The sequence below is a fragment of the Microbacterium sp. T2.11-28 genome (assembly GCF_950097975.1).
GTDB lineage: Bacteria > Actinomycetota > Actinomycetes > Actinomycetales > Microbacteriaceae > Microbacterium.
In genome coordinates, this window is record NZ_CATNHF010000023.1 from 142,874 (window position 1) to 168,189 (window position 25,316).

23 protein-coding genes are annotated in these 25,316 nt (G+C 72.4%); 12 read left to right on the forward strand and 11 right to left on the reverse strand.

The features are described 5' to 3' along the window. Positions 1 to 73: 73 nt before the first annotated feature. A complete protein-coding gene (locus QQZ13_RS10285; RefSeq protein WP_284528958.1) occupies positions 74 to 766 on the reverse strand; it encodes a response regulator transcription factor in 693 nt (230 codons plus the stop codon). Next, a complete protein-coding gene (locus QQZ13_RS10290) occupies positions 763 to 2,031 on the reverse strand; it encodes a sensor histidine kinase (protein ID WP_284528960.1) in 1,269 nt (422 codons plus the stop codon). The genes QQZ13_RS10285 and QQZ13_RS10290 overlap by 4 nt, the downstream gene beginning before the upstream one ends. Positions 2,032 to 2,145: 114 nt before the next feature. Between QQZ13_RS10290 and QQZ13_RS10295 the strand changes: the two genes are divergently transcribed. The 3 genes from QQZ13_RS10295 (at position 2,146) to QQZ13_RS10305 (ending at position 3,705) form a co-directional block, all read left to right on the forward strand. Continuing rightward, entirely contained in the window at positions 2,146 to 2,697 is a 552-nt protein-coding gene (locus QQZ13_RS10295; protein WP_284528961.1) for an NADPH-dependent FMN reductase, read from the forward strand. A gap of 71 nt (positions 2,698 to 2,768) precedes the next feature. Further along, positions 2,769 to 3,029, forward strand: a complete 261-nt coding sequence (locus tag QQZ13_RS10300) for a hypothetical protein (protein ID WP_284528962.1) — start codon at positions 2,769 to 2,771, stop codon at positions 3,027 to 3,029. 49 nt (positions 3,030 to 3,078) lie between these two features. Then, positions 3,079 to 3,705: a dihydrofolate reductase family protein gene (locus tag QQZ13_RS10305; RefSeq protein ID WP_284528964.1), complete on the forward strand. Its 627-nt coding sequence runs from the start codon at positions 3,079 to 3,081 to the stop codon at positions 3,703 to 3,705. A gap of 210 nt (positions 3,706 to 3,915) precedes the next feature. On the opposite strand, the gene QQZ13_RS10310 is transcribed toward QQZ13_RS10305, so the two are convergent. After that, entirely contained in the window at positions 3,916 to 4,755 is an 840-nt protein-coding gene (locus QQZ13_RS10310) for an exodeoxyribonuclease III (protein ID WP_284528966.1), read from the reverse strand. A 96-nt stretch (positions 4,756 to 4,851) separates the two neighbouring features. On the opposite strand from QQZ13_RS10310, the gene QQZ13_RS10315 reads away from it, so the two are divergent. After that, positions 4,852 to 5,274 (forward strand): hypothetical protein, encoded by a 423-nt coding sequence (locus tag QQZ13_RS10315; protein WP_284528967.1) that lies wholly within the window; start codon positions 4,852 to 4,854, stop codon positions 5,272 to 5,274. A 135-nt stretch (positions 5,275 to 5,409) separates the two neighbouring features. Here QQZ13_RS10315 and pntB read toward each other — a convergent pair whose 3' ends face one another. Together pntB and QQZ13_RS10325 are read right to left on the reverse strand one after the other, a co-directional pair. Continuing rightward, the gene (gene pntB, locus QQZ13_RS10320) at positions 5,410 to 6,825 is read right to left on the reverse strand and encodes a Re/Si-specific NAD(P)(+) transhydrogenase subunit beta (protein ID WP_284528968.1); all 1,416 of its coding nucleotides are present in this window, start codon (positions 6,823 to 6,825) and stop codon (positions 5,410 to 5,412) included. Then, on the reverse strand, positions 6,822 to 8,375 hold the full coding sequence (locus QQZ13_RS10325) for a Re/Si-specific NAD(P)(+) transhydrogenase subunit alpha (protein WP_284528970.1): 1,554 nt from the start codon (positions 8,373 to 8,375) through the stop codon (positions 6,822 to 6,824). The genes pntB and QQZ13_RS10325 overlap by 4 nt, the downstream gene beginning before the upstream one ends. Positions 8,376 to 8,508: 133 nt before the next feature. On the opposite strand from QQZ13_RS10325, the gene pyrE reads away from it, so the two are divergent. Both pyrE and QQZ13_RS10335 read left to right on the forward strand, forming a co-directional pair. After that, positions 8,509 to 9,087 (forward strand): orotate phosphoribosyltransferase, encoded by a 579-nt coding sequence (pyrE, locus tag QQZ13_RS10330; protein ID WP_284528971.1) that lies wholly within the window; start codon positions 8,509 to 8,511, stop codon positions 9,085 to 9,087. An 83-nt stretch (positions 9,088 to 9,170) separates the two neighbouring features. Next, on the forward strand, positions 9,171 to 10,073 hold the full coding sequence (locus QQZ13_RS10335) for an ROK family protein (RefSeq protein WP_284528972.1): 903 nt from the start codon (positions 9,171 to 9,173) through the stop codon (positions 10,071 to 10,073). Positions 10,074 to 10,186: 113 nt separating this feature from the next. Here the strand turns inward: QQZ13_RS10335 and QQZ13_RS10340 are convergent, their stop codons facing one another. Beyond that, complete coding sequence (locus QQZ13_RS10340) at positions 10,187 to 10,996, reverse strand: HAD-IIA family hydrolase (RefSeq protein ID WP_284528974.1); 810 nt, start codon at positions 10,994 to 10,996, stop codon at positions 10,187 to 10,189. Between the two features lie 42 nt (positions 10,997 to 11,038). On the opposite strand from QQZ13_RS10340, the gene QQZ13_RS10345 reads away from it, so the two are divergent. Then, positions 11,039 to 11,992, forward strand: a complete 954-nt coding sequence (locus QQZ13_RS10345; RefSeq protein WP_284528975.1) for an SDR family NAD(P)-dependent oxidoreductase — start codon at positions 11,039 to 11,041, stop codon at positions 11,990 to 11,992. Positions 11,993 to 12,100: 108 nt separating this feature from the next. Here QQZ13_RS10345 and QQZ13_RS10350 read toward each other — a convergent pair whose 3' ends face one another. Continuing rightward, the gene (locus tag QQZ13_RS10350) at positions 12,101 to 12,739 is read right to left on the reverse strand and encodes a metal-dependent transcriptional regulator (RefSeq protein WP_284528976.1); all 639 of its coding nucleotides are present in this window, start codon (positions 12,737 to 12,739) and stop codon (positions 12,101 to 12,103) included. A gap of 8 nt (positions 12,740 to 12,747) precedes the next feature. Continuing rightward, entirely contained in the window at positions 12,748 to 14,043 is a 1,296-nt protein-coding gene (locus tag QQZ13_RS10355; protein WP_284528979.1) for an Nramp family divalent metal transporter, read from the reverse strand. Between the two features lie 159 nt (positions 14,044 to 14,202). Here QQZ13_RS10355 and QQZ13_RS10360 point away from each other — a divergent pair, with 159 nt between their 5' ends. Beyond that, positions 14,203 to 14,844 carry a TrmH family RNA methyltransferase gene (locus tag QQZ13_RS10360; protein WP_284528980.1) on the forward strand — a complete coding sequence of 214 codons (642 nt, stop codon included), beginning with the start codon at positions 14,203 to 14,205 and terminating at the stop codon, positions 14,842 to 14,844. A 210-nt stretch (positions 14,845 to 15,054) separates the two neighbouring features. On the opposite strand, the gene QQZ13_RS10365 is transcribed toward QQZ13_RS10360, so the two are convergent. Next, positions 15,055 to 16,374 carry an MATE family efflux transporter gene (locus QQZ13_RS10365; RefSeq protein ID WP_284528981.1) on the reverse strand — a complete coding sequence of 440 codons (1,320 nt, stop codon included), beginning with the start codon at positions 16,372 to 16,374 and terminating at the stop codon, positions 15,055 to 15,057. Between the two features lie 134 nt (positions 16,375 to 16,508). Here QQZ13_RS10365 and QQZ13_RS10370 point away from each other — a divergent pair, with 134 nt between their 5' ends. The 3 genes from QQZ13_RS10370 (at position 16,509) to QQZ13_RS10380 (ending at position 21,395) form a co-directional block, all read left to right on the forward strand. Next, positions 16,509 to 18,320 carry a lipase family protein gene (locus tag QQZ13_RS10370; RefSeq protein WP_284528982.1) on the forward strand — a complete coding sequence of 604 codons (1,812 nt, stop codon included), beginning with the start codon at positions 16,509 to 16,511 and terminating at the stop codon, positions 18,318 to 18,320. 54 nt (positions 18,321 to 18,374) lie between these two features. Next, positions 18,375 to 20,360 (forward strand): M13 family metallopeptidase, encoded by a 1,986-nt coding sequence (locus tag QQZ13_RS10375; RefSeq protein WP_284528983.1) that lies wholly within the window; start codon positions 18,375 to 18,377, stop codon positions 20,358 to 20,360. Between the two features lie 138 nt (positions 20,361 to 20,498). Continuing rightward, on the forward strand, positions 20,499 to 21,395 hold the full coding sequence (locus tag QQZ13_RS10380) for a serine hydrolase (RefSeq protein ID WP_284529170.1): 897 nt from the start codon (positions 20,499 to 20,501) through the stop codon (positions 21,393 to 21,395). Between the two features lie 105 nt (positions 21,396 to 21,500). Here QQZ13_RS10380 and purU read toward each other — a convergent pair whose 3' ends face one another. Beyond that, positions 21,501 to 22,382, reverse strand: coding sequence for a formyltetrahydrofolate deformylase (gene purU, locus QQZ13_RS10385; RefSeq protein ID WP_284528984.1), 882 nt, complete (start codon positions 22,380 to 22,382; stop codon positions 21,501 to 21,503). Positions 22,383 to 22,497: 115 nt separating this feature from the next. On the opposite strand from purU, the gene QQZ13_RS10390 reads away from it, so the two are divergent. Beyond that, on the forward strand, positions 22,498 to 23,724 hold the full coding sequence (locus QQZ13_RS10390; RefSeq protein WP_284528985.1) for a hypothetical protein: 1,227 nt from the start codon (positions 22,498 to 22,500) through the stop codon (positions 23,722 to 23,724). Positions 23,725 to 23,748: 24 nt separating this feature from the next. On the opposite strand, the gene QQZ13_RS10395 is transcribed toward QQZ13_RS10390, so the two are convergent. Beyond that, on the reverse strand, positions 23,749 to 25,275 hold the full coding sequence (locus QQZ13_RS10395; protein ID WP_284528986.1) for a peptide MFS transporter: 1,527 nt from the start codon (positions 25,273 to 25,275) through the stop codon (positions 23,749 to 23,751). Between the last annotated feature and the right edge of the window lie 41 nt (positions 25,276 to 25,316).

Below are 25,316 nucleotides of genomic sequence, written 5' to 3' on the forward strand. Positions count from 1 at the left end.
GGCGGGTCGGCGGGCGCCTCCACCCCCCGGGGGAGATCGCTCTTTCCTCCCCGTGGGGGACGAGGGGCGGCGTTCAGGCGAGACCGTGGCGGTGGGCGTACACCACGGCGGCGACGCGGTCGCGGGCGCCGAGCTTCTGCAGCACGTTCGAGACGTGCGTCTTCACGGTCGCCTCGCCGATGAAGAGCCGCTGGGCGATCTCGGCGTTGCTGAGCGCCTGGGCGAGCAGCTTCAGCACCTCGGCCTCGCGCTCGGTCAGGTCCGCGGCCGCGCCGGCGTCGTCGGCGCCACCGGGCGAGGCGGTGGACGCGGACGCACCGGCGGACGGGGCGAACGAGCCGCCCGCGAACCTCTCGATCACCCGCCGGGTGACGGCCGGGGCCAGCAGCGCGTCGCCGTCGGCGGCGACGCGGACCGCGGCGATGAGCTCCTCCGGTCCCGCGTTCTTGAGCAGGAACCCGCTCGCCCCGGCGGCGAGCGCCTGGAAGAGGTAGTCGTCGCGGTCGAAGGTGGTCACGATGACGACGGAGGCCGTGACCGCCGGGTCGGCGACGATCCGCCGGGTGGCCTCGAGCCCGTCCATGTCGGGCATCTGCACGTCCATGCACACCACGTCGGGGGACAGGTCCCGCGCCGCGGCGACCGCCTCGACCCCGGTGGCCGCCTCGCCGACGACGGCGATGCCGTCCTGGCTCTCGAGGATCATCCGGAACCCCGCGCGCATGACGGCGTGGTCGTCGACGAGCAGCACCCGCACGTCGGTCATCGTGCTCCCACCGCCTGCGGTGCCGGCACCCGCACACGCACGAGCCAGCCGTCGCCGCGCGGGCGCGGTCCGACCTCCAGCGTGCCGCCGGAGGCGGTGGCGCGCTCGCGCATGCCGACGAGACCGAGGCCGGGCCGGCCCCCGCCGCGCACGGCCCCCGTGCTGGCGATCTCGAGCTCGATCGTCTCCGCGCCGTAGCGCACGCGAACGTCGGCGGTGGCATCGGGACCGCCGTGGCGGCGGGCGTTGGTCAGCGCCTCCTGGGCGATCCGGTAGAGGTTCACCTGCACGAGCTCCGACGCCGCGACCGGCTCGCCGACGACGGTGAGCTCGGTCGGCAGCCCGTTCGCGGCCGCATGCGCGACGAGCTCGGGGAGCGCGGTCAGCCGCAGCGTCGAGGCCCCGGCGGCGTCGCCGGCGGTCTCGGCGTCCGGGGTGCGCAGCGTATCGAGGAGGTTCCGCAGGTCGGCGAGGGCGCCCCGCGCCGAGTCCTCCACGCCCGACAGCGCGGCGCGCGCGGCCTCGGGATCGCGGTCGAGCACCGCCCGGGCGGCCCCGGCCTGCACCCCCATGGCGGAGACGTGGTGGGCGACGACGTCATGAAGCTCCCGCGCGATCCGCACCCGGTCGAGGGCGACCGCCTGCGCGGCGGTCCGCTCGCGCTCGAGCTCGAGCTCGACGGTCCGCTCCTCGAGGACGCGGCGCGCCTGCGCGTCGGCCCAGGCGCGCTCGCCGAAGAAGTACGCGCCGCCGAAGAAGGCGGCGTTGACGAGGAACTGGATGAGGATGAACGCTGCGAACGGCGAGAACAGGCCCGCGCGCGACAGGCCGTCGTCGCTGGGGTCGGTGGCCGTCTGGAAGGTGGTCACCAGCAGCCAGACGAACATGCCGACGATGACGAGGAGCCGCACGACGGTGGCCCGGCGGCGATCGGCGACGTACGCGCCCACCGTGTACATCGCCAGGAAGAGGGCGACGTTGGCGACGTACACCTCGGGGATGCGCAGGGTCACGCCCACGAAGAACGCCACGGCGACGACCACGAGCACGATCTCGGGCGCCCGGCGACGCAGCGCGAGCGGCAGCGTCAGCGCCGCCGCGTAGAGGAGCGCCCACGTGAACGGCGGCGACTCCTCGCCGTAGAAGCCGGCGACCTGGCCGAGCCAGGCGCTCACGATCGCGGCCACGCACAGACCGGCGGCCAGCCACAGGTCACGGCGCACCTGCGGGTCGGCGAGCGCGCGCAGGGGAGCGTTGGCGGTCATCCCTCCACGCTACGGGGGAGAGATGGTGGCGGCATCCCCCGCGAGGGGGAGCCGGCCCCACCCGGCGGACCGGCTGACAGGATGGGGGGACCGCAGATCGTCAGGAGGCACAGGATGGGCCATCGCGTCGGAGTCATCGTCGGATCGGCATCGGAGGCGTCGCTGAACAGGCGGCTGGCGGAGGGGCTGGCGCCGCTGGCCGAGGAGGCGGGGCTGACGTTCGTCGACATCCCGATCGCGCACCTGCCGTTCTACGGCACCCAGTTCGACAAGGACTTCCCCGAGGTGGGCTGGGAGTTCAAGCGGGCCATCGAGGACGTCGACGGCCTCCTGATCGTCACGCCGGAGTACAACCGCTCGATCCCCGGCGTGCTGAAGAACGCGATCGACTGGGCGACCCGTCCGGGGGGAGCGTCCTCGCTGCCGGGCGTGCCGACGGCGGTCATCGGGGCCACCAAGGGCGCCGTGTCGACCGCGGTGGCGCAGGCGCACCTGAAGTCGATCCTCACGTCGCAGGGCGTCCCTCTCGTCGGCGTGCCCGAGGCGTACATCCGCGTCGGCGACGGCTTCTTCGCCGACGACGGCTCGATCGCGAGCGAGGGGACCCGCGAGTTCCTCGCGGGCTTCCTCGACGCGCTGCGCGAGCTCATCGACCGGTGGGCATGACGCGCGCGACACGATCGGTCACTCGGACGCACTCCTAGCGACCCGCCCGCCCGAGCCGATACTGTCTGGTCATGGCAGAGCAGCCGAGGGCGCGCCGCACGATGTCGCTCGTGGGCGCCGTCGTCGCCGACACGGCGGGGGCGGTGTTCGTCGTGATCGCGGTCGTGCTGGCCGTGACCTGGACCGTGCGGGGCATGGTCCCCTGGGGCGTGGACGGCGGCGGCGGCTTCCCGTTCTGGTGGTTCGCCCCGATCCTCGGCCTGCTCGGGATCGCGATGTTCGCCGTCGGCACGAGCTTCACGCGCGACTGGCGACGGTCGCGCGCCGTCTGACCTCCGCCGCGGGCGACCGGGCGGCGCGCGTGCGGGAAAGGAGCCGGTCATGACCGGGCGCATCCACATCGACATCTTCAGCACGCTCGACGGCGTCGGGCAGTCGCCGGGCGGCATCGAGGAGGACACCTCCGGCGGCTTCCGCTACGGCGGCTGGCAGGGCCCGGTGACCGACGACGTGGTCGGCGCGGAGATCATGGCCGGCATCGACGCGCTCGACGCGCTGCTGCTGGGCCGCAGGACCTACGACATCTGGGCGCCCTACTGGCCCGCCTACGGGGAGGGCGCTGCGCACCCCATCGCGGCGAAGTTCAACAGCGTGCCGAAGTACGTGGCCTCACGCGGACGGCCGTCGCTGGAGTGGCAGGGGTCGGAGCAGCTCGGCCCGGACACCCTCGCCGAGGTGGCGGCGCTGCGGGAGAGGCACCGGGAGATCCACGTCGTGGGCAGCCTGGACTTCGCCCGCACCCTGCTCGACGCGCAGCTGTTCGACGTCCTGAATCTGTGGGTGTTCCCCGTGGTGCTGGGCGAGGGGAAGCGGGTCTTCCCCGAGGGCGTCGAGGCCGCGCGGCTCGCCCTGCTCGAGCCCCCGCTCGTCGCCGGCACCGGTGCGGTGCTGCTGCGCTACGGCCCGGCCGGCCGGCCGCGGCTGGCCGACATCGACCCGCGCGACTGATTCCCCACCGGCGCGATCACGGTCCCGCCGGTGCCGGTCGCAGCCTGCAACCGTCCCGCCTTGTCCCACTTTGGCTGAGTGTTGTCCCACTTTCGGTGGCTTCACCCCGTCTAGATCGACCGAATCTGGGACATGACTCGCCGTAGGCATCAGCTGATGACCGGAGCGAGAAGTTCCCTCGGTTCAGGTGATCGGATCAGAAGAGCCGGGTCAGAAGATCATCGGACGGTCGTCGTCGTCCGCGCCCTCGAGGTCGAGGTCGACGACCACCGGCACGTGGTCGCTCGGGATCTCGCCCTTGCGCTCCTCGCGGTGGATCGCCGCGCCGGTCACGGCGTCGGCGAACGCGTGCGAGCCGAGGATGAAGTCGATGCGGAGGCCCTCGTTGCGCGGGAAGCGCAGCTGCTTGTAGTCCCAGTAGGTGTATCCCGTCGGCACGAGCGGACGGACGGTGTCGGCGAGACCGGCGTCCAGGAGGGCCTGGAACGCGGCGCGCTCGGGCGGCGAGACGTGCGTCGTGACGCCCTCGATGACGGTCGGGTCGCCGTTGTCGGCATCCGTCGGGGCGATGTTGAAGTCACCCGTCAGGGCGAGCGCGAGGTCGGGCGAGGCGGTGAGCGCATCGGCCGTGTATCCGCGCAGCGCCTCGAGCCAGTCGAGCTTGTAGCGGTAGTGCGGGTCGTCGAGCGAGCGGCCGTTCGGGACGTACAGGCTCCACACCGTGACGCCGCCGATCGTCGCGCCGATCGCGCGCGCCTCCTGCGGCGCATCCGGGCCGTCGTGCCCCTTCGCGAACCCGGGCATGCCGGGGAACCCGATCTGCACGTCCTCGATCGGATCCCGGCTCGCGATGGCCACGCCGTTCCACTGGTTCAGCCCGTGCGCCTCGACGGTGTACCCGGCCGCCTCGAACTCCTCGTACGGGAACTGCTCCGGCTTGCACTTGATCTCCTGCATCGCCAGCACGTCGATGTGCTCGCGGACGGCGAACTCCACGGTGCGGGCGACGCGGGCACGGATCGAGTTGACGTTCCAGGTGGCGAGGCGCATGCATCCAGCGTATTGGCCGCCGCCGACGCTCCCGCACGCCGATAGTCACGGCGGGCGGCCGATGACGGCGGGCCCGCCCGCGCGTACCGTCGGGGCATGACGCGCGCACCGCGGTGGGTCGCGATCGGCCTGCGGGTCGTCGCCGGGTTCAGCCTGGTCTCCGCCCTGATCGGGATGGCGGGGCTCACGATCGGCGGCGGGATGGGGCTGCCGCACGAGTGGATCGACAACAGCGTGTTCGACTCGTATGCGTGGCCCGGGGTGATCCTCGGCGTGGTCGTCGGCGGCGCGCAGGCCCTCGCACTCGTCGCCCAGCACCGCCGGTACGCGCTCGCCGCGGGGCTCCATGCGGCCGCCGGACTCGTGATGATGATCTGGATCTTCGTGGAGATCGCCATCATGCTCGTGTGGTCGCCGCTGCACGGCGTCTACTTCGTGGCCGGTCTCGCGCAGGTGGTGCTGGCCGTGCTGGCGCTCGGCGCCTGGCCGCACCCGTTCCTCGCCCGCGCCCCCCGCTGACGCTGCCCCTGCCGCCCGAGCCGACACGTCGCGTGCGAGCCGACACGTCGCGTACCGCGCGGGGCGTGTCGGCTCGGTGAAAGCGTGTCGGCTCGGCGAGGGGGCGAGGGGCGAGGCTCGGGCGAGGGCGCGGGGTCAGGAGGCGAGGGCGCGGAGGATGTCGTCGACGCGGTCCTTCGCGTCGCCGAAGAGCATCTGGGCGTTTTCGCGGAAGAACAGCGGGTTCTGCACGCCCGCGTACCCCGAGGCCATCGACCGTTTGAAGACGATCACGTCGCGCGCCTCCCAGACGTGGAGCACGGGCATGCCGGCGATCGGCGAGCCCGGGTCCTCCGCGGCGGCGGGATTGACCGTGTCGTTGGCGCCGATCACGAGGACCACGTCGGTGCCCGCGAAGTCGTCGTTGATCTCGTCGAGCTCGAGCACGATGTCGTAGGGCACCTTCGCCTCGGCCAGGAGCACGTTCATGTGCCCCGGCAGCCGGCCGGCGACCGGGTGGATGCCGAAGCGCACCTCGATGCCGCGCGCCCGCAGCGCCGAGGTCAGCTCCGCGACCGGGTACTGGGCCTGGGCGACCGCCATCCCGTAGCCGGGCGTGATGATGACCGAGCGTGCGGAGGCCAGCAGCTCCGCCGCCCCCTCGGCATCGATCTCGCGGTGCTCGCCGTGCTCCTCGTCACCCGAGCGCGGTGCCTCGATGCCGAAGCCGCCGGCGATGACCGACAGGAACGAGCGGTTCATGGCCTTGCACATGATGTACGAGAGGTACGCGCCCGACGAGCCGACGAGCGCGCCGGTCACGATCAGGAGGTCGTTGTTCAGGAGGAAGCCCGCCGCGGCGGCGGCCCAGCCGGAGTAGCTGTTGAGCATCGAGACGACCACCGGCATGTCGCCGCCGCCGATCGACGCCACGAGGTGCCAGCCCAGGGCGAGCGCGAGCACGGTGACGGCGACCAGCAGCCAGATCGACGGCGTCACGACGTACCAGACGGTGAGCGCGACGAACGCGACGAGGGCCCCGACGTTGAGAATGTTCTTCCCCGGGAGCATGAGCGGCCGGGAGCTCATCCGGCCCGAGAGCTTCAGGAAGGCGACGATCGAGCCGGTGAAGGTGACGGCGCCGATGAACACGCCGATGAAGACCTCGGCGTGGTGGATGTCGATGAGCTCCGCCGAGACGTGGCCGGCGTCCAGGTGCCCGTTCCAGCCGACGAGCACGGCCGCCAGTCCCACGAAGGAGTGGAGCAGCGCGATGAGCTCGGGCATCCCGGTCATCTCCACGACCCGCGCGCGCCACAGCCCGATCGCGCCGCCGACGAGCACGGCCGCGACCAGCAGGACGAGGCCGATCGTCGCCCCCGGCGTGCCCCAGGCGTCGGAGGCGGTGAGCCACACCGTCGCGCCCAGCGCGATCGCCATGCCGGCGATGCCGAATGCGACGCCCCGTCGGGCGGTGTCGTGCGTGGACAGCCCCGCGAGGCTCAGGATGAACAGCAGCGCCGCGACGACGTAGGCGCCGGCGGAGACGGAGGAGGCGACGTCGGGGGTCACTGGCCCGCACCCTTCTGGAACATGGCGAGCATGCGCCGGGTGACGGCGAAGCCGCCGAAGACGTTGATGGACGCCACCAGGACCGCGACCGCCGCGAGCACCCGGACGAGCGGGTCGTCGGCGGTGATCTGCACCATCGCGCCGACCACGATGATGCCGCTGATGGCGTTCGTCACGCTCATGAGCGGGGTGTGGAGGGCGTGGGCGACCTTGCCGATGACGTAGAAGCCGACGACGACCGACAGGGTGAGCACCAGGAAGTGCTGCGGGAGCGGGGGCGGCGCGACGGCGCAGACGAGGAACAGCGCCGCGATCCCGGCGACGATGAGCCCGGTCCGTGCGCCGCGGGACAGCGGGGTGCGCGCGGCGGCGGCCGGCCGGTCGGGAGCCGCCGACGCGGCGGCGGGCGGGGCCGCCGACACCTGCACCGGCGGCGGCGGCCAGGTGACCGCGCCCTCCCGGGTGACGGTCACGGCGCGCTGCACCACGTCGTCGAGGTCGAGCACCAGCTCGCCGTCCTTCCCGGGGGTCAGCAGCGTCAGCAGGTTCACGAGGTTGGTCCCGTACAGCTGCGAGGCCTGCTGGGGGAGCCGGCCCGGAAGGTCGGTGTACCCCAGGATGACGACGCCGTTGTCGGTGACCACCCGCTCGCCGGCGACCGAGCCGGCCACGTTGCCGCCCTGTGCTGCGGCCATGTCGACGATGACCGAGCCGGGCTTCATCGCGGCGACGTCGGCGGCGGTGAGCAGCACGGGCGCCGCGCGCCCCGGGATGAGGGCGGTGGTGATGACGATGTCCACGTCGGCGGCCTGCTCGGAGTAGATCTCGGCCGCCCTCCGGTCGTAGGCCTCGCTCGTCGCCTTCGCGTAGCCGTCGGCGGAGACCTCCGTGTGCTCCTCGGGGACGATGACCTCCAGGTACTCGCCGCCGATCGAGCGCACCTGGTCGGCGACCTCGGGCCGCGGATCGGTCGCCCGCACGATGGCGCCCAGGCTCGATGCCGCGCCGATCGCCGCGAGGCCCGCCACCCCGGCGCCGGCCACCAGCACCTTCGCCGGCGGGACCTTGCCGGCGGCCGTCACCTGGCCGGTGAAGAAGCGGCCGAACTCGTGGGCGGCCTCGACGACGGCGCGGTATCCGGAGATGTTCGCCATCGAGCTGAGCACGTCCATGGACTGCGCCCGCGAGATGCGCGGCACGGCGTCCATCGACAGCGCCGTCACCCCGTGCGCGGCCAGCCGGTCCAGCAGCTCGGGACGGAAGGCGGGGCTCAGCATCCCGATGAGGGTCGCGCCCGGGCGCAGCAGCGCGATGTCGTCCTCGGACGGAGCACCCACGGTCAGCACGACGTCGGCCGCCCAGGCCTCGGCGTGCCCGCGGACCTCGGCGCCGGCCTCGGCATACGCGGCGTCGGGGAACGACGAGGCCGCACCCGCGCCCGACTCGACGATCACCTCGTGACCCAGCGCGCGGATCTTCGCGACCGTCAGGGGAGTCGCTGCCACCCGCGTCTCCCCGGGCTGCTCGGCGACGACGGCGATACGGGCCATGGTGCTCCTTCGGGTTCGCTGCCGCCCGCCGGACGGGCCGGGGCGACGTTCCCGACTCTATGGCCCGGGCGGGAGCGTGCGGGGGAAAAGTCGCGTGAAAAACCGCGGTTCCCGCATCCGTAGACTCTGAGTCATGACCGCCGCCTCCACGCCCGCGCTCGAAGCCGACCGTCAGGCCCTCATCGGCCTCATCCGCGACGAGGCCGTCTTCCACGGCGACTTCACGCTGTCCAGCGGCAAGAAGGCGTCGTACTACGTCGACATGCGCAAGCTCACGCTCGACCACCGCGCCGCGCCGGCGATCGGCCGCATCATGCTCGACCTCATCCGCGACGTCGACGGCATCGTGGCCGTCGGAGGGCTCACCCTCGGAGCCGACCCGATCGCCAACGCCGTCATGCACGAGTCGGCGCGCACCGACGCGCCCCTGGACGCGTTCGTGGTGCGCAAGGAGCCGAAGGACCACGGCCGCGGCCGCCAGGTGGAGGGCGCCGACGTCGTCGGCAAGCGCGTCGTCGTCGTCGAGGACACGTCCACGACCGGGCAGTCCGCGCTGAAGGCCGTGGAGGCGCTCCGTCGCGAGGGCGCCGAGCCGGTCGCGGTGGCGGTCATCGTCGACCGCAAGACCGGGGCGCAGGCCGCCGTCGAGGACGCCGGGCTGCAGTGGCTGGCCGCGATCGACCTCGACGACCTCGGCCTCCAGCCCCAGTGATGCCCAGAGCTTCGTGATCCCCAGAACCCCGTGATCCCCACGCCGCAGTGACGCGGCGCCGGCCGACACCCCCAGGAGCCCCCGTGACCACGTTCGCCCTCGCCCTCGACCTCGGCGGCACCAAGCTCGACGCCGCGCTCGTCGATCCCTCCGGGACCGTGCTCGCCGGCTCGCGCGCGCGCCGGGCCACGGGCCGCGACATCACCCCGGCCGCCCTCGACGAAGCGCTGGCGGCGGTCGTCGCCGAAGCGCTGACGGCGCTGCCGGCGGACGCCCAGGTGGTCGGCGCCGGGATCGGCAGCGCCGGTCCGGTCGATCGCCCGAGCGGCGGCATCCTCCCCGTGAACATGCCCGCGCTCGTCGGGTTCGACCTGGCCGCGGCCGTCGCCCGCGCCGTCCGCGCCGCGGGCCTCGACGTGCCCGTGGTCCTCGGTCACGACGGCGGCGCGCTCGCGCTCGCGGAGTCGTGGATCGGCGCCGCCGCAGATGCGGTGGCCTCCCTGTCGATCGTCGTCTCGACCGGGATCGGCGGCGGCTTCGTTCTCGGCGGCGCGCTCATGACCGGCGCGTCGGGCAACGCCGGCCACCTCGGCCAGACGCTCGTCGGCGACACCACCCTCGAGGAGATCGCCTCCGGTCCGGCGAGCATCGCGTGGGCGCGGGCGCAGGGCTGGTCGGGCACGACAGGGATGGAGCTCGGCGCAGCGGCCGCCGCCGGCGACGCGATCGCCCGGGCCGCCGTCGAGCGCTCGGCCCGCGCCGTGGGCATCGGCCTCGCGAACGCCTCGACGCTCGTCGACCTCGACGTCATCTCGATCGGCGGCGGCTTCTCGCACGTGTCGGACGACTACATCGAGCTCGTCGGCACCGCCCTCCGCGAGGCCGCCGTGCTCGAGTTCGCCCGGCGGGTGCGGGTCGTGCGCAGCGCCCTGGGCGACGAAGGGCCGCTCATCGGCGCCGCAGCGCTGATCCTCCGTCGCGGCTGAGCGTCAGTCGTCCTTGCGGCCCCGGCCGCGGACGTACTGCACCACGAACACGACCAGCGTGCCCACCAGCACCACGCCGGTCGCGGCGAACAGCAGGGTCTGCTCGAACTCGCTCACAGCAGCTCCGGCATCTCCGACTCGATCGGATCGGACACCAGCAGGTCGGCGACCGAGTCGAGGATCTCGTCGGGGCGGAACGGGTAGCGCTCGATCTCCGCGTCGTCCGAGATGCCGGTGCGCACGAGGATCGTGTGCAGGCCCGCCTCGATCCCCGCGATGACGTCGGTGTCCATCCGGTCGCCGATCATGCCCGTGTTCTCGGAGTGCGCGCCGATCCGGTTCATCGCGGAGCGGAACATCATCGGATTCGGCTTGCCGACCACGTACGGCGCCTTGCCGGTCGCGTGCGTGATGAGGGCGGCGAAGGAGCCGGTCGCCGGGACGACGCCCTCGGGGGTGGGGCCGGTGGCATCAGGGTTGGTGATGAGGAACCGCGCGCCCGCGTTGATGAACCGGATCGCCTGGGTGATCCGGTCGAACGAGTAGTTGCGCGTCTCGCCGACGACCACGTAGTCGGGATCGGTCTCGGTCATGACGAAGCCGGCCTCGTGGAGGGCGGTGGTCAGGCCCGCCTCACCGATGACGAACGCGGTGCCGTGGGGATGCTGCGACTTCAGGAACTCCGCCGTCGCGAGCGCCGAGGTCCAGATCCGGTCCTCCGGCACCTTCAGGCCCGACCGCGCCAGGCGGGCGCTCAGATCGCGAGGCGTGTAGAAGGGGTTGTTCGTCAGCACCAGGAAGGGCGTCCCCGTGTCGCGCCACTGCGCGAGAAGCTCGGCCGCCCCCGGGATCGGACGGTTCTCATGGACGAGAACGCCGTCCATGTCCGTGAGCCAGCACTCGATATCGGCGCGTGTCCGCATGGGGCCAGCCTATCCGGGCCGAGCCGCTCTAGTGTCGGTTCCGTGGCGCGCGACCTGTGGGACCCCGAACGCCTGCCGGACCTCTCCGGCAGACGGTACCTGGTGACCGGCGCGACCGCCGGACTCGGCTTCTTCTCGTCGCTCCAGCTCGCCGGCGCCGGCGCCCATGTCATCATGACCGGACGCAACCCGCACCGCCTCGCCGCCGCCCGCGCCGCCGTGCAGCGCCACTACGGCGAGGCGGACGTGGAGACGCTCCTGCTCGACACCAGCAACCTCGGATCGGTGCGCGCGGCCGCAGCCACCGCCCGCGGCCGCACCGGCCTGCACGGCCTGCTCCTGAACGCCGGGATCGTGCACCCGCCGCGGGAGCGCGAGGAGACCCACGACGGCCACGAGATCGTCTTCGCCACCAACGCCCTCGGCCACTATGCGCTTGCGGGGGAGCTGCTGCTGGCCCTCGCCGCCGGCCGGGGACGCATGGTGTGGGTCGGCTCGATGTCCACGTCGCTCACGCCGATGGAGCTCATCGACCCCGAGCTCCAGAACGAGTACACCCCGTGGCGGGCCTACGTGCAGTCCAAGATCGCGACGACCGCGCTCGGGTTCGAGGCCGACCGGCGCCTGCGGGCCGCGCACGTGCCCATCTCGAGCGTCGTCGCCCATCCCGGCTACTCGCTGAGCGGCCGCACCCGCGGCATCATCGGCATCAATGCGCCCGGCCGGCTGAAGCGGTTCACCGCGAACCTGCAGGCGCCCATCACCCAGTCCAAGGAGCAGGGCGCCTGGACCCTCGTCCGCGCCCTCGTGGACCCCGCCGTCGAGGGCGGGCAGTTCTGGGGACCCTCGCGGGGCGTCAGCGGACCGCCGCGGCCGGCCACCCCCGCCCGGGGCACGCGCGATCCGGAGCTCGCCGCGCGGCTGTGGAACTACTGCGAGCACGCCACCGGCACCGTCTGGCCGTACCTGAAGGCCAGCAAGGCCCGCCGCCGCTGAGCGGGTTGCTGTCGCGCGTGTCCCGGTTTCGGTTGTTCTGCGCGGTCGGAAGCAGCCGAAAGTGGGACACGCCCCGCCGAGAGTGGGACATGCCCGGTCGGGGCCTGGTCAGGCGGTGAGCCAGACCGCCGCGGAGGCGCCCGCGGGGAGGGTGATCGGTGTGCCGCCGTCGACGGCGACCGTGCCCGGCGCGGTGACCGTGACGGTGTGGCCGACGTCGATGCCGGCCCGCTCCAGCGAGCGCAGCAGCGCCGGGTCGCGGTCGCTCACCCGCAGCACGCGGCCCGCGTGGCCGTCGCCCGCCTCGTCCAGGCGGAGGAACGGCACCCGCTCGACGCGCCCCTCGGCATCGGGGATGGCGTCGCCGTGCGGATCGAACCGGGGATGACCGAGCCGCACCGAGATGCCCTCGAGCAGGCGGTCGCTGATCGCGTGCTCCAGCACCTCGGCCTCGTCGTGCACCTCGTCCCACGCGTAGCCGAACTCCCGCACGAGCCACGTCTCGATCAGCCGGTGACGGCGGATGATGGCCGCCGCGCGGCGCTGGCCGGCATCCGTCAGCGCGATCGGCCCGTATGGCCGGTGCGAGACGAGATCCTGCGCCGCGAGCTTCTGCACCATCTCGGTCACGCTCGACGGCGCCAGGCCGAGCTCGGCGGCCAGCTGGGACGGCGTGATGTGCGCGCTCTGCCACTCGGTGTGGTGGTAGATCGTCTTCAGGTAGTCGTCGATCGCGGCGGAAGGCACGCTCCAGGCTATCCGCCCGAGAACACCAGCCACAGGAGCACGAGGTTCAGGGTGATGAGGAAGACCGACGCCGCCACTCCCACCGCCGTCGTCAGCACGCGGTTGCGGTACGCGCCGAGCACATCCCTCCGGGCCGTCAGGGCCACGAGCGGCACCAGGGCGAACGGGATGCCGAAGCTCAGCACGACCTGGCTGAGCACGAGCGCGAGGGTCGGATCGACGCCGGCGGCCAGGATCGCGAGCGCGGGCACGAGGGTGATCAGGCGCCGGGCCAGCAGCGGGATCCGCACCCGCAGCAGGCCGTGCATGATCTCCGCGCCGGCGTAGGCGCCGACCGCGGTGCTCGCCAGGCCGCTCGCCAGCAGCCCCACCGCGAACAGCGTCGCCACGACCGGGCCGATGCCGTCGCGCAGGGCGGCATACGCGCCCTCGAGGCTGTCGGTGCCGGGTACACCCGCGAGGGCCGACGCCGCCAGCAGCAGGATCGCCAGGTTCACCGTGCCGGCGATCGCCAGCGCGATCGTGACGTCCCAGCGGGTGGCCCGCAGCAGGCGCGGGGTGGCGATGCCGCGGTCGGCCGGGGCGGCGGTGTCGGCCGTGAAGCGGTCGCGTGCCAGCGCGCTGTGGGCGTAGATGGCGTGGGGCATGATCGTCGCGCCCAGGATGGACGCGGCCAGCAGCACCGAGTCGGTGCCCTCGAACCGCGGCAGCAGCCCGGCGGCCACGCCCGCAGCATCCGGCGGCGACGCGAACACGCCGTAGGTGAAGCCGAACGCGATGATCAGCAGCAGCCCGATGACCACGAACTCGAAGCTGCGCGCCCCGCGCCGCTGCTGCACCAGCAGCAGGGCGAGCGAGACGGCGCCCGTGGCCAGGCCGCCCCACAGCAGCGGGACGCCGAACAGCAGCCACAGCGCCACGGCGCCGCCGATCACCTCGGCGATGTCGGTCGCCATCGCCACGAGCTCGGCCTGCAGCCAGTAAGCCCGGCGGCCCCACCGGTTGCGGATGCGCTCGCCGAGGGTCTCGGCGAGGCTCCGGCCGGTGACCACTCCGAGCTTGGCGGAGAGGTACTGGATGAGCCAGGCCAGGACGTTCCCCAGCACGACGACCCACACCAGCAGGTAGCCGTAGCGGGCTCCGGCGGTCATGTTGCTGGCGACGTTGCCCGGATCGAGATAGGCGACGCCGGCGACGAGGGCGGGACCGAGCAGCCACGCCGCGCGGCCCGGCCGGCGGGGCGTCCGGGCGCCCGGGGGTGGCGGGGTCTGCGTCGACGCGAGGGCATCCGATGATTTCGGCATACCGAAAACTATAGCCGCAGATTTCGGTGAGCCGAAAGATCGGCCGAGGGTTCGCAACTCCGGACTTTTGAGCGTGCAACGTCTCGACACCACCGACGCGGGGATGCCACTCGACGATCGTCCGGAGTTGTGAACCGCGACGGCGGCTACCCTGGTCCGGTGACCACGGCAGACGGTGAGGCGGCGACCGAGCCGGAGCTCCCCATCGGCGTCGGTCCCTGGCCCGGGGGCCCCGACGCGTGGCCCGACGATCCGCGCTACGACCCGCAGCTGCTCGCCGACGGCGACCGGCGCAACGTCGTCGACCGCTACCGGTACTGGACGATGGCGGCGATCGTCGCCGACCTCGATGCGCACCGGCATCCGTTCCATGTCGCGATCGAGAACTGGCAGCACGACATGAACATCGGCTCGATCGTCCGCAGCGCCAACGCCTTCGGCGCCGCAGAGGTGCACATCATCGGCAAGCGCCGCTGGAACCGGCGGGGCGCGATGGTCACCGACCGCTACCAGCATGTGCGTCACCACGAGGATGTGGCCGCGTTCGCCGCCTGGGCCGAGGACGCCGCCATCCCGGTCGTCGCCGTCGACAACGTGGCGGGGTCGGTGCCGGTCGATCGTGCCGACCTGCCCGAGCGCTGCGTGCTCCTGTTCGGACAGGAGGGGCCGGGCCTGTCGGCCGAGGCGCTGTCGGCCGCCGAGCTCGTCGTCGAGATCACCCAGTACGGCTCGACCCGCTCCATCAACGCGAGCGCCGCGGCGGCCGTCGTGATGTACGACTGGTGCCGCCGCTGGGCATGACCCCTCCCCACAGGCATGTCCCACTCTCTGCAGGGCATGTCCCCCTCCCCACAGGCATGTCCCACTCTCTGCAGGGCATGTCCCACTCTCTGCAGGGCATGTCCCCATTTCCGCCGATTGCGGCGGGTGATTCGACCGAAAGTGGGACATGCCCGACCGCGACCCCGACCCCAACCGCGACCGCAACCGCGACGCAGGCGCGGGCCGGGGCTAGACCGGCACGCTCAGCCACTCGGAGCGGCGGACGCGCCAGCCGAGCGTGACCAGCCGGGCGAGCATGTAGACGCCGAAGAAGCACACCGACAGCCACGCCAGACCCGCGGCGCCGGTCGGCCCCAGGAGGGCGACGAGGATCAGCGCCGGCGTGTACGGAACGAGGTTCAGGGCGCCGACGATCGCCAGGTACCGCACGTCGCCCGCCCCCATGAGCACGCCGTCGAGCACGAAGACCACGCCGCACACCGGCTGCGCGACGGCGAGGACGAGCAGCGACGGCTGCACGAGGGCGGCGACCAGCGGGTCGCCGGTGAAGACGAGGCCGATGACGCCCGAGAGCGCGGCGATCGCCGCCCCGACGAGCACACCGAACCACGCGCCCCAGGCGACCGTCCGTCCGAGCACCCGCCGCACGAACGGTTCGTCGCCGGCGCCGAGGCCGCGGCCGATGAGCGCCTGGGCCGCGATCGCGAGCGCGTCGAGGGCGAACGCCGCGGTGGAGAAGATCGTGAACGCGACCTGCCAGCCGGCGAGCTCGGCCGTGCCGAGGCCGGTGGCGACGACCACCGTGGCCAGGAAGGCGACGCGCAGCGACACCGTGCGGAGGAACAGCCAGCCTCCCGAGCGCGCGGAGCCGCGCATGCCGTCGCGCTGGGGCAGGACGGATGCCGCGTGCCGGCGCGCCAGCCGCCCCACCACGAGCGCGTAGGCGCCGACCATGCCCCACTGCGCCGCCACCGTGCCGGCCGCCGAGCCGGCGATGCCCCATCCGAAGCCGTAGATGAAGAGCCAGTTGAGGAGGGCGTTGGCGGCGAAGCCGAGACCCGCGATCCACAGCGGGGTCACGGTGTCCTGCATGCCGCGCAGGAGCCCGGTGGCGGCGAACACGATGAGCATCGCCGGGAGGCCCCACATCGACAGCTGCAGATAGATCCGCGCCTGCTCGGCCACGTCCGGCGTCGCACCGAACAGCCCGACGAGGCCGGGGGTGAGCACCGATCCGGCGACGGCGAGGAGGGCGCCCAGCCCGAGGGCCAGCCAGAGGCCGTCGATGCCCGCCCGCACGGCGCTGGTGTGGTCGCCGGCGCCGAAGCGACGCGCGACGGCGGGTGTCGTCGAGTAGGCGAGGAACACCATCAGCCCGACGATCGTCTGGAGCACCGCCGAGGCGATCCCGAGGCCCGCCAGCGGCACGACGCCGAGATGCCCCACGAGGGCCGCGTCGACGATCAGGAACATGGGCTCGGCCACGAGCGCGCCGAGGGCGGGGACGGCCAGGCGCAGGATCTCCCGGTTGAGGGTGAGCGCGGCCATGACTCCGAGCCTAGGGGCGCCGGACGACACCCTCGCCGTCATCGCGCCCGGCGCCGGGCCCCGCGGCCGCAAGGTCGGCCCCCGCCTAGGCTGGGGGGACCGACGGACGAACCCCGACGACCGCAGGAGGAGGCATGACGCTGCCGAGGATCGCGCCGCGCCTCAACCGGCTGCGCGGACGCCTGCCCGTGTGGATGCGGGTCGCCCTCGACATCACGGCCGTCGTCCTCGGCGCCGTGCTCGCGGTCCGGCCGACGACGGCGCTGGACGTGCTCGCCCTGCTGCTGGGCGGCGGCATGGTGCTCGCCGGGATCCTCCTGTTCTTCGAGGATGCCGGCGCCGACCCGCCCCGGGTGCGCTGGCGGTTCGCGCTCGTGGGCGTCTGGCTGGCGGCGGGACTGTTCGTGCTGCTGTGGCCGGGACTGACCGTGCGGGTGGCGGCGGTGCTCGTGGGGGGCTCGCTGCTGCTGGCGGGACTGCTCGGCGTCGTCGGCGCCTTCCGGCGGGGACGGGGTCTCGACGCCCGGATCGCGGATGCCGCCTTCGGCACGTCGGGGCTGATCTTCGGCGCGGTGGCGCTCGCCTGGCCCGACATCACCCTGCTGGTCGCGGCCGCCGCCTCGGGCGTGTGGCTCCTGGCGCAGGGTATCGCGGGGCTGTGGACGCTCCTGCGCGAACGGCGCGATCGCCGGGGGCGCGGCGCGGCGGATCGGCGCCGGCCCGCACGCCGGTGGGGACGCACCGTGGTCGCGCTCGGGGCGGTCGCCCTCGCGGTGACCACTGCGCTCGTGACGGCTCCGCTCAGCGAGGGGTCGACCGTCGTCGACGAGTTCTACGCCGCGCCGCGTGACGCGCCGGACGAGCCCGGACGGCTGATCCGAGCCGAGCCGTTCACGAACCAGATCCCCGCCGACGCGACGGCGTGGCGCATCCTCTACACGACGACCGGTGTCGACGGCGAGGTCAGGGTGGCGAGCGGGCTGGTCGTCGTGCCCCGCAAGGGCGAGGGGCCGTGGCCGGTGATCGACTGGAACCACGGGACGACCGGATTCGCGCAGCACTGCGCGCCCTCGCTGATGGAGCGCCCGTTCTGGGCGGGGGCGCTCTTCCAGCTGCCGCAGGTGATCGACGAGGGCTGGGCGCTCGTGGCCACGGACTACATCGGGCTCGGCACGGAGGGGCCGCATCCGTACCTCGTCGGGCCGGCGAGCGCGTACGCGTCGCTCGACGCGGTGCGCGCCGCCCACGAGCTGGAGGACGCGCACCTGAGCGTGAACACCGTGGTCTGGGGGCACTCGCAGGGCGGCGGGGCGGCGCTGTGGACCGGTGCGCTGGCGCGCTCGTACGCACCGGAGCTGTTCCTCCGCGGCGTCGCGGCGCTGGCTCCCGCCGCCGAGCCGGCCGCGCTCGTCGCCCACCTCACGGGCGTGGTCGGGGGGAGCATCTTCACCTCGTTCGCGTTCGCGTCGTACGAGGCGATCTACGACGACGTCACCTACCGCGAGTACATCCGCCCGGGAGCGGAGGTGACGGTGCGGGCCATGTCGGAGCGCTGCCTGGCAGACCCCGGCACGCTGGTGTCGGCCGTGGCCTCCATCGGCCTGTCGACCGACCCGCGGCTGTTCGCGACCTCGCCCGCCACCGGTCCGCTGGGCCGCCACCTGCGCGAGAACGCCCCGCCGCCGACGGTGAGCGCCCCGGTGCTGGTGGCTCAGGGCGGCACCGACGGGATCGTGCGCCCCGCGACCCAGCGTCCGCTCGTGGAGCGCTTCTGCGCCGCCGGGCAGCTGCTGGACTACCGGCTCTACGAGGGGTTCGGCCACACCCAGATCGTCGAGCTGAAGTCCTCGCCCCTGCGCGAGGATCTGCTCGCGTGGACGGCGGACCGCTTCGCGGCCGTCCCCGTGGAGTCCGGATGCCAGGAGAGCGTGATCCCGTCGCCGTGACGATTCACCCCGCGAGCGGCGGACCCGGGGAGACGGCGCCGTATCCTGGATGCCATGACCGATACCTCCCTCCGTTCGGGCATCGTGCTCGCCGAACTCAGCTCTGAGATCCGCCCCCAGGACGACCTGTTCCGTCACGTCAACGGGGCGTGGCTGGAGCGCACCGAGATCCCCGACGACAAGGCGCGGTGGGGCTCGTTCCACCTCATCGCCGAGCAGGCCGAGAAGGATGTCCGCGCGATCATCGAGGAGGCGCAGTCGGCCGAGCCCGGCACCGAGGCGCGCAAGGTCGGCGACCTGTACGCCAGCTTCATGGACACCGCGCGGATCGAGGAGCTCGGCGCCGCGCCGCTCCAGGAGCAGCTGGCCCGCGTCGACGCCATCGACGGCATCCCCGCGCTCCTGCGGACCGTCGGCGAGCTGGAGCGCGAGGGTGTCGGCGGGTTCCTCGGCACCTACATCGAGCCCGATCCCGGCAACCCGCAGCGCTACGTCGTCTTCTTCGTGCAGGGCGGCCTGTCGCTGCCCGACGAGAGCTACTACCGGCTGGAGAACTTCGACAAGACGCGCGTCGCGTTCCGCTCGTACGTGCAGACGGTGCTCGGCCTGGCCGGAGCCGCCGACGCCGACGCCGACGCTCAGGCCGATCGCGTGCTCGCCCTCGAGACCGAGCTCGCCTCGCACCACTGGGACAACGTCCGCAGCCGCGACGCCGTCGCGACCTACAACCTCATGTCGTGGGACGCCGTCGGCGACCTGGTGGGCGTCGACCTCGATCCGTGGCTGACGGCCGTGGCGCCCGGGCACGAGGACGGCTTCGCCGAGATCGACGTGAACCAGCCGAGCTACCTCGAAGGCCTGGGCGGGCTGCTGACCGAGGAGCGCCTGGACGACTGGAAGGCGTGGCTGCGCCTGCACGTCGTCCGCTCGTCGGCGCCCTTCCTGTCGGACGCGTTCGTCGAGGCGAACTTCGCCTTCTACGGCACCGAGCTCACCGGCGTGCCGGTGAACCGGGAGCGCTGGAAGCGCGGGGTGGGATTCGTCGAGGCGGCGATGGGCGAGGCGGTCGGCAAGGTCTACGTCGAGCGCCACTTCCCGCCCGCGGCCAAGGAGGCGATGGACGAGCTCGTCGCGAACCTCATCGAGGCGTACCGGCAGTCGATCTCCCGGCTCGAGTGGATGACCGAGGCGACGCGGGGGCGCGCCCTCGAGAAGCTCGCCGCCTTCACGCCGAAGGTCGGCTACCCGGTGAAGTGGAAGGACTACGACGCCCTGACGGTGGATGCCGCCGACCTCATCGGCAACGTCCGCCGCACCAACGCGTGGGAGCACGACCGTCAGCTCGCCAAGCTCGGCCGGCCGATCGACCGCGACGAGTGGTACATGACCCCGCAGACCGTCAACGCGTACTACAACCCGCTGATGAACGAGATCGTGTTCCCGGCGGCGATCCTCCAGTACCCGTTCTTCGACCTCGAGCGCGACGCCGCCGCCAACTACGGCGGGATCGGCGCGGTGATCGGCCACGAGATCGGTCACGGCTTCGACGACCAGGGGAGCGCCTTCGACGGGACCGGCGCGCTCAACGACTGGTGGACCGACGAGGACCGGGCGGCGTTCCAGGAGCGGACGGCGGCCCTCATCGAGCAGTACAACGCGCTCGTCCCGCTGGGGCTGGCCCCCGAGCACACCGTGAACGGCGCCCTCACGATCGGCGAGAACATCGGCGACCTCGGAGGGCTCGGCATCGCGATCAAGGCCTACCGGCTCCACCTCGCCGCCACCGGGGAGGACGCGGACGGTCCGGTCATCGACGGGCTGACGGGCATCCAGCGGCTGCTCCTCAGCTGGGGCCAGATCTGGCAGCAGAAGGGGCGCGACGCCGAGACGATCCGCCTGCTCACGATCGATCCGCACTCGCCGAACGAGTTCCGGTGCAACCAGATCGTGCGCAACGTCGACGAGTTCTACACGGCGTTCGATGTCAGCGAAGGCGATGGGCTCTGGCTCGACGCCGACAAGCGTGTCACCATCTGGTGACGAGCGCCGCGTGAGCGGCACACTCCGGCCCCGGGCACGCGACGTGCCGGACGAGCGGGGCGAACCCCCAGCGGAAGGATCAGCGTGAACGCGGCCGAGCCGTTCGAGTCCCACGCTCCCGCCGTCGCGGCCGCCGGGCTGCGGCGCGACACCGCTGCCCGAGGCGACCTCCGGGCGGGCTCCCGCCCCCGTCGGTCCGGAGCCGGGCGGCGGTCGTTCACCGCGACGCTGCGCGCCCTCGACGATCTCGCCGCCTCGGGCGCCCAGGTCTCGGTGCACGTGTCCGACCTCGACCGCGGCACCGAGGTGCTCGCCGGCGACGACCACCTGACGCTGCCGGTGGGCGGCATCGGCGTGGTCCCGCTTCTCATCGAGACCGCCTCGCAGCTGGAGCGGGGGACCCTCGACGCGCTCGAGATCGTGGAGCGCTCCTCGGTGGACCCGGTCGAGGTGGGCGGGCTCTGGCGGCACCTGAAGGCGCCGGCCCTGCCGGTGTGCGACCTCGCCGTGCTCGCCGCCGCCACGGGCGACGCGATCGCGGCCAACGCGCTCCTCTCCCGCGTCGGGCTGGAGGCGGTGCGCGAGCGCATCGAGCGGATCGGACTGGTGCGCACCGCGCTCATGGACGGCTTCCGCGACCGCCGCGGCCCCGACGACGCCCCGCACGTCGCGCTCGCCTCCGCGGGGGAGCTGACGACGCTGTTCCGCGCGCTCGTGAACGCGCAGGTCGTCTCGCCCGCCGTCAGTGCGCAGGTGTCGGAATGGCTGAGCCTCGGCCACGACCTGTCGCTCGTGGCCTCGGCGACCGGCCTCGACCCGTTCGCCCACGACGACGACCGGCACCAGCTCCTGTTCGTCAACAAGACCGGGCGCGCCGACGGCGTCCGCGCCGAGGCCGGGGTGCTGGCCGGTCCGCGCGCCGGCGTCGCCTACGCGCTCATCGTCTGCTTCGACGACCTCTCGATGGCGCACCGGCTGCGCGCGCACGAGGCGTTCCGCACCCTCGGTCTCGAGCTGATGGAGTACGTCTACTGACGCTGGCCGTCTCCCACCGTGTCCCACACTCGGCGGGGCATGTCCCACTTTCGGCGGTTCCGGCCGGTCCGAACCAGCCGACAGTGGGACATGGCCGAGGGGGACTCAGAAGATGATGGTGTGGTTGCCGTGGCGGATCACGCGGTCCTGCGCGTGCCACAGCACGGCGCGGGAGAGCACCTGCCGCTCGACGTCCGCACCGCGGCGGGCGAGCTCGGTGGTCGTCTCGGCGTGGGTGACGCGGATGGTGTCCTGCTCGATGATCGGGCCCTCGTCGAGGTCGCTCGTGACGTAGTGGCTCGTCGCCCCGATGAGCTTCACGCCGCGCTCCTTCGCCTTCTTGTACGGCTCGGCGCCGATGAACGCGGGCAGGAACGAGTGGTGGATGTTGATCACCGGCACGCCGAGCTGCTCGAGGAAGTCGGGCGAGAGGATCTGCATGTAGCGGGCGAGCACGACGAAGTCCACGTTGCCGACGAGCAGCTTGAGGATCTCCGCCTCCGACGCCGACTTGTCGGGTCCGGCGACCGAGGGCACGTGGAAGAACGGCACGCCGAAGCTGCGGACGTCCTCGGCGGTGGTGGTGTGGTTGGAGATCACCATCGGGATCGTCACCGGCAGGTCGCCGCGGCGGTGGCGCCACAGCAGGTCGAGCAGGCAGTGGTCCTGCTTGGAGGCCAGAATCGCCATGCGCTTGGGGACCGACTGATCGGTGAGCGACCACTCGAGCTCGAACTCGGCGAGCGTGCGATCGACCTCCGCCTCGATCTGCGGCCGGTCCGCCGCGAAGTCGGGGCGGTGGAACACGACCCGCTGGAAGTACGCGCCGCCCCGGGGATCGTCGGAGTACTGGTCGAACGCGACGATGTTGCCCCCGATGCGCGTGATCATCGCCGAGACGGCGGCGACGATGCCGGGCGTGTCCTTGCCGTGCACGATGAGGCAGGCGTGGGCAGGGAGCAGGTGCGGGTTGTGCACGGGAGGCATGCATCGATTCTGCCGTGTCCGGACCGATGCCACGGCATCGGCGGCCGCACCGGCCGCGCGGATTCCCCGGTTCGCCGGTAGCATTCTCGGCACCCCCCGACGAAAGGCGACGCAGATGCGTTCGACCGCGTACCCCCTGCCCGCGTCCCGGCGACGTCCCGCTGCCGCGCTGACGATCCTGCTCGCCCTCCTCCTGTCGGTCGCCGCCGTGAGCCCGGCGACCGCGGCGACCTCGAGACCGGCCCAGGTCGGCATCGTCAGCTATGTCGGGGCCGCTCTGACCGGTTCCGACAGCGCGTCGCTCACGATCCGGTGGGCGCCGGTGAAGACGGCCGTGAAGTACGAGGTCTTCGTGGGCAGCAGCTTCACCGGCGTGGCCGGGGTCACCACGCCGCGGGTCACGGTGCGCGAGCCCCAGGCCGTCATCCCCGGTCTCGCCCGCGGCAAGGACTACTTCGTCCAGGTCCGTGCCGTCGATGCCGCGGGCAAGGCGGGGTACAAGTCGTACCGCGTCGGCCACCGCACGATCGTCGCCGAGGGCTCCGGCGCGGCGAGCACCTACAAGCTCATGACGTGGAACGTCTGCTCGAACAAGTGCGCAGGGATCGCCACGCGGCAGAAGCTCGTGAACGCGAGGATCGTCGAGACCCAGCCCAGCATGGTCGCACTGCAGGAGGCGATCAAGTACACCGCGGCGCCGAGCGGCTACCGGTTCGCCTTCAAGGGCAACAACGCGATCCTGTACGACACCGACGTCTTCAGCCTGGCCGCCACCGGCGAGCAGGTCCTGTTCTCCTCGAAGTACGCGAGCGGCGGCAACGGCGTCTCGTGGGCTGCGCTGAAGGACCGGACGACGGGACGCCTCGCCGTCGTGTTCGACGCGCACCTGCGCACCGGGGCGACCTCGCGCGACGTCAATCAGCGGATCTACGAGAGCACCCGGATGGTCGCGTTGGTGCGCAGCACGCTGGCCGTGCTGCGGATGGAGCACCCGTCGCTCGACTGGGACACCGCGGCCACCTTCGTCGCGGGCGATCTCAACACCCACAAGTCGCGCACCGGTGACGCCACGCTGGACAGGCTGGCCGCCGCCGGCTGGCACGACGCGTTCGATCAGGCCCGGGTGCTCGTCCGGCAGCACCACAACAGCATGAACCCCAAGATGCTCGCGACGCCGCCGCTGGGCATCAAATGGGGCGACCACATCGACAAGGTGCTCGTGCAGCCGGGCAAGACCGTGGTCCTGAAGTGGGCCAACGTGCAGAAGATGACCGGCTCGAAGTACACGCGGCTCGCCTCCGACCACCTGCCCGTCATGGTCTGGCTGAGGACGACGGCCTGAGCGGGGCTCTGCGAGACGACGCCGCTAGCGCACGCCCTTCATGAGCGCGAGCACCGGCTTGACCGCCACCAGCAGCGCCACGCCGACGCCCGCCGCGATGAGTCCGAGGGTCGCGAAGTACGGCACCTCGTTCTCGGGGTCGTAGAGGGTCGCCAGCTGTCCCGCGACCGCCGTGCCGAGCGACACCGACAGGAAGAACAGCGCCACCATCTGCGTGTGGAACCGCTCGGGGGCGAGCTTGGTGGTCACCGAGAGCCCGACGGGCGAGAGCAGCAGCTCGGCGATGGTGAACACGAGCAGGATGCCGATGATCGCGAGCAGCGGCGTGGAGTTCGCCCCGCCGCCGGAGAACGGCAGGAACAGCAGGAACGCGGCTCCCATCACGATGGCGCCGAGGCCGAACTTCACCGGCGTCGAGGGCTGCCTCTCGCCGAGCTTCGTCCACACCCAGGCGAAGACGCCGGACAGCACGATGATGAAGACCGGGTTGATCGACTGCACCCAGGGGACGGGCATCTCCCAGCCGAAGAGGTTCCGGTCCAGCCGCTGGTCGGAGTAGAACGTCAGCACCGTGAACTGCTGCTGGTAGAGCGACCAGAACGCCACGGAGGTCAGGAACAGCGGCAGGAAGCCCCACACGCGCGAGCGCTCGACCGTCGTGATCCGGCGGCTCGAGAGGATGACCGCGAAGTAGGCCACGGCGGCCGCGATCACGGCGACGATCACCACGAGCGCGAGGTTGTCGGCGCGGATCACCCCGACGAGCACCAGCACCACGATGAGTGCGAGCGCGCCGACGGCGATCCCGATCATGAGCGGATAGCGGCTGCGGGGGAGGGGATTCGGGATCACGCCGGCCTCGGCGGGGAGCCCTCGGCGGCCGAACGAGTACTGCAGGAGGCCGGCGGCCATGCCGACCGCGGCGAGCCCGAAGCCCCAGTGGAAGCCGAGGCGGTCCTGCAGGAGGCCGGTCAGCAGGGGGCCGGCGAAGGCGCCGAGATTGATGCCCAGGTAGAAGAGGGAGAACCCGGCGTCGCGCCGCGGATCCTCCGGCCGGTACAGCGTTCCCACGACGCTCGTGGCCGTGGCCTTGAGGCCGCCCGAGCCGATGGCGACGAGCACCAGGCCGACGCCGACGCCGATGAAGCCGGGCAGGAGCGCCAGGGCGATGTGGCCCGCCATGATGACGATGGCGCTGAGGAACAGCACGCGCTCGGCGCCCAGCAGGCGGTCGGCGATCCATGCTCCGAGGATCGTGGACAGGTAGACGGCGCCGCCGTATGCGCCGACGATGCTCGCCGCGATCGTCTGGTCCACGCCGAGTCCGCCGTCGGCGACCGAGAAGTACAGGTAGATGAGGAGGATCCCCTGCATGCCGTAGAAGCTGAAGCGCTCCCACATCTCCACGCCGAAGACGTGCGCCAGCGCCCAGGGCTGCCCGAAGAAGCGCGTGTCGTGGTCGCGGGTGTCGTGGGAGGGGGTCCCCGGTGCCGGGGCGGTCGCAGCGCCCGGCTCCGGTCCGACGGGCTCCTGGATACGAGGATCATCCATCCTTCGAGGCTATCCCCGGCGCGGGCGCCCTGTCAGGTCGG

What these genes read in the sequence shown, in the direction of transcription:
- QQZ13_RS10285 (WP_284528958.1), bottom strand. Translation starts at nt 766, where the DNA reads ATGACCGACGTGCGGGTGCTGCTCGTCGACGACCACGCCGTCATGCGC.
- QQZ13_RS10290 (WP_284528960.1), bottom strand. Translation starts at nt 2,031, where the DNA reads ATGACCGCCAACGCTCCCCTGCGCGCGCTCGCCGACCCGCAGGTGCGC.
- QQZ13_RS10295 (WP_284528961.1), top strand. Translation starts at nt 2,146, where the DNA reads ATGGGCCATCGCGTCGGAGTCATCGTCGGATCGGCATCGGAGGCGTCG.
- QQZ13_RS10300 (WP_284528962.1), top strand. Translation starts at nt 2,769, where the DNA reads ATGGCAGAGCAGCCGAGGGCGCGCCGCACGATGTCGCTCGTGGGCGCC.
- QQZ13_RS10305 (WP_284528964.1), top strand. Translation starts at nt 3,079, where the DNA reads ATGACCGGGCGCATCCACATCGACATCTTCAGCACGCTCGACGGCGTC.
- QQZ13_RS10310 (WP_284528966.1), bottom strand. Translation starts at nt 4,755, where the DNA reads ATGCGCCTCGCCACCTGGAACGTCAACTCGATCCGTGCCCGCGTCGCC.
- QQZ13_RS10315 (WP_284528967.1), top strand. Translation starts at nt 4,852, where the DNA reads ATGACGCGCGCACCGCGGTGGGTCGCGATCGGCCTGCGGGTCGTCGCC.
- QQZ13_RS10325 (WP_284528970.1), bottom strand. Translation starts at nt 8,375, where the DNA reads ATGGCCCGTATCGCCGTCGTCGCCGAGCAGCCCGGGGAGACGCGGGTG.
- pyrE (WP_284528971.1), top strand. Translation starts at nt 8,509, where the DNA reads ATGACCGCCGCCTCCACGCCCGCGCTCGAAGCCGACCGTCAGGCCCTC.
- QQZ13_RS10340 (WP_284528974.1), bottom strand. Translation starts at nt 10,996, where the DNA reads ATGCGGACACGCGCCGATATCGAGTGCTGGCTCACGGACATGGACGGC.
- QQZ13_RS10355 (WP_284528979.1), bottom strand. Translation starts at nt 14,043, where the DNA reads ATGCCGAAATCATCGGATGCCCTCGCGTCGACGCAGACCCCGCCACCC.
- QQZ13_RS10365 (WP_284528981.1), bottom strand. Translation starts at nt 16,374, where the DNA reads ATGGCCGCGCTCACCCTCAACCGGGAGATCCTGCGCCTGGCCGTCCCC.
- QQZ13_RS10370 (WP_284528982.1), top strand. Translation starts at nt 16,509, where the DNA reads ATGACGCTGCCGAGGATCGCGCCGCGCCTCAACCGGCTGCGCGGACGC.
- QQZ13_RS10375 (WP_284528983.1), top strand. Translation starts at nt 18,375, where the DNA reads ATGACCGATACCTCCCTCCGTTCGGGCATCGTGCTCGCCGAACTCAGC.
- purU (WP_284528984.1), bottom strand. Translation starts at nt 22,382, where the DNA reads ATGCCTCCCGTGCACAACCCGCACCTGCTCCCTGCCCACGCCTGCCTC.
- QQZ13_RS10390 (WP_284528985.1), top strand. Translation starts at nt 22,498, where the DNA reads ATGCGTTCGACCGCGTACCCCCTGCCCGCGTCCCGGCGACGTCCCGCT.
- QQZ13_RS10395 (WP_284528986.1), bottom strand. Translation starts at nt 25,275, where the DNA reads ATGGATGATCCTCGTATCCAGGAGCCCGTCGGACCGGAGCCGGGCGCT.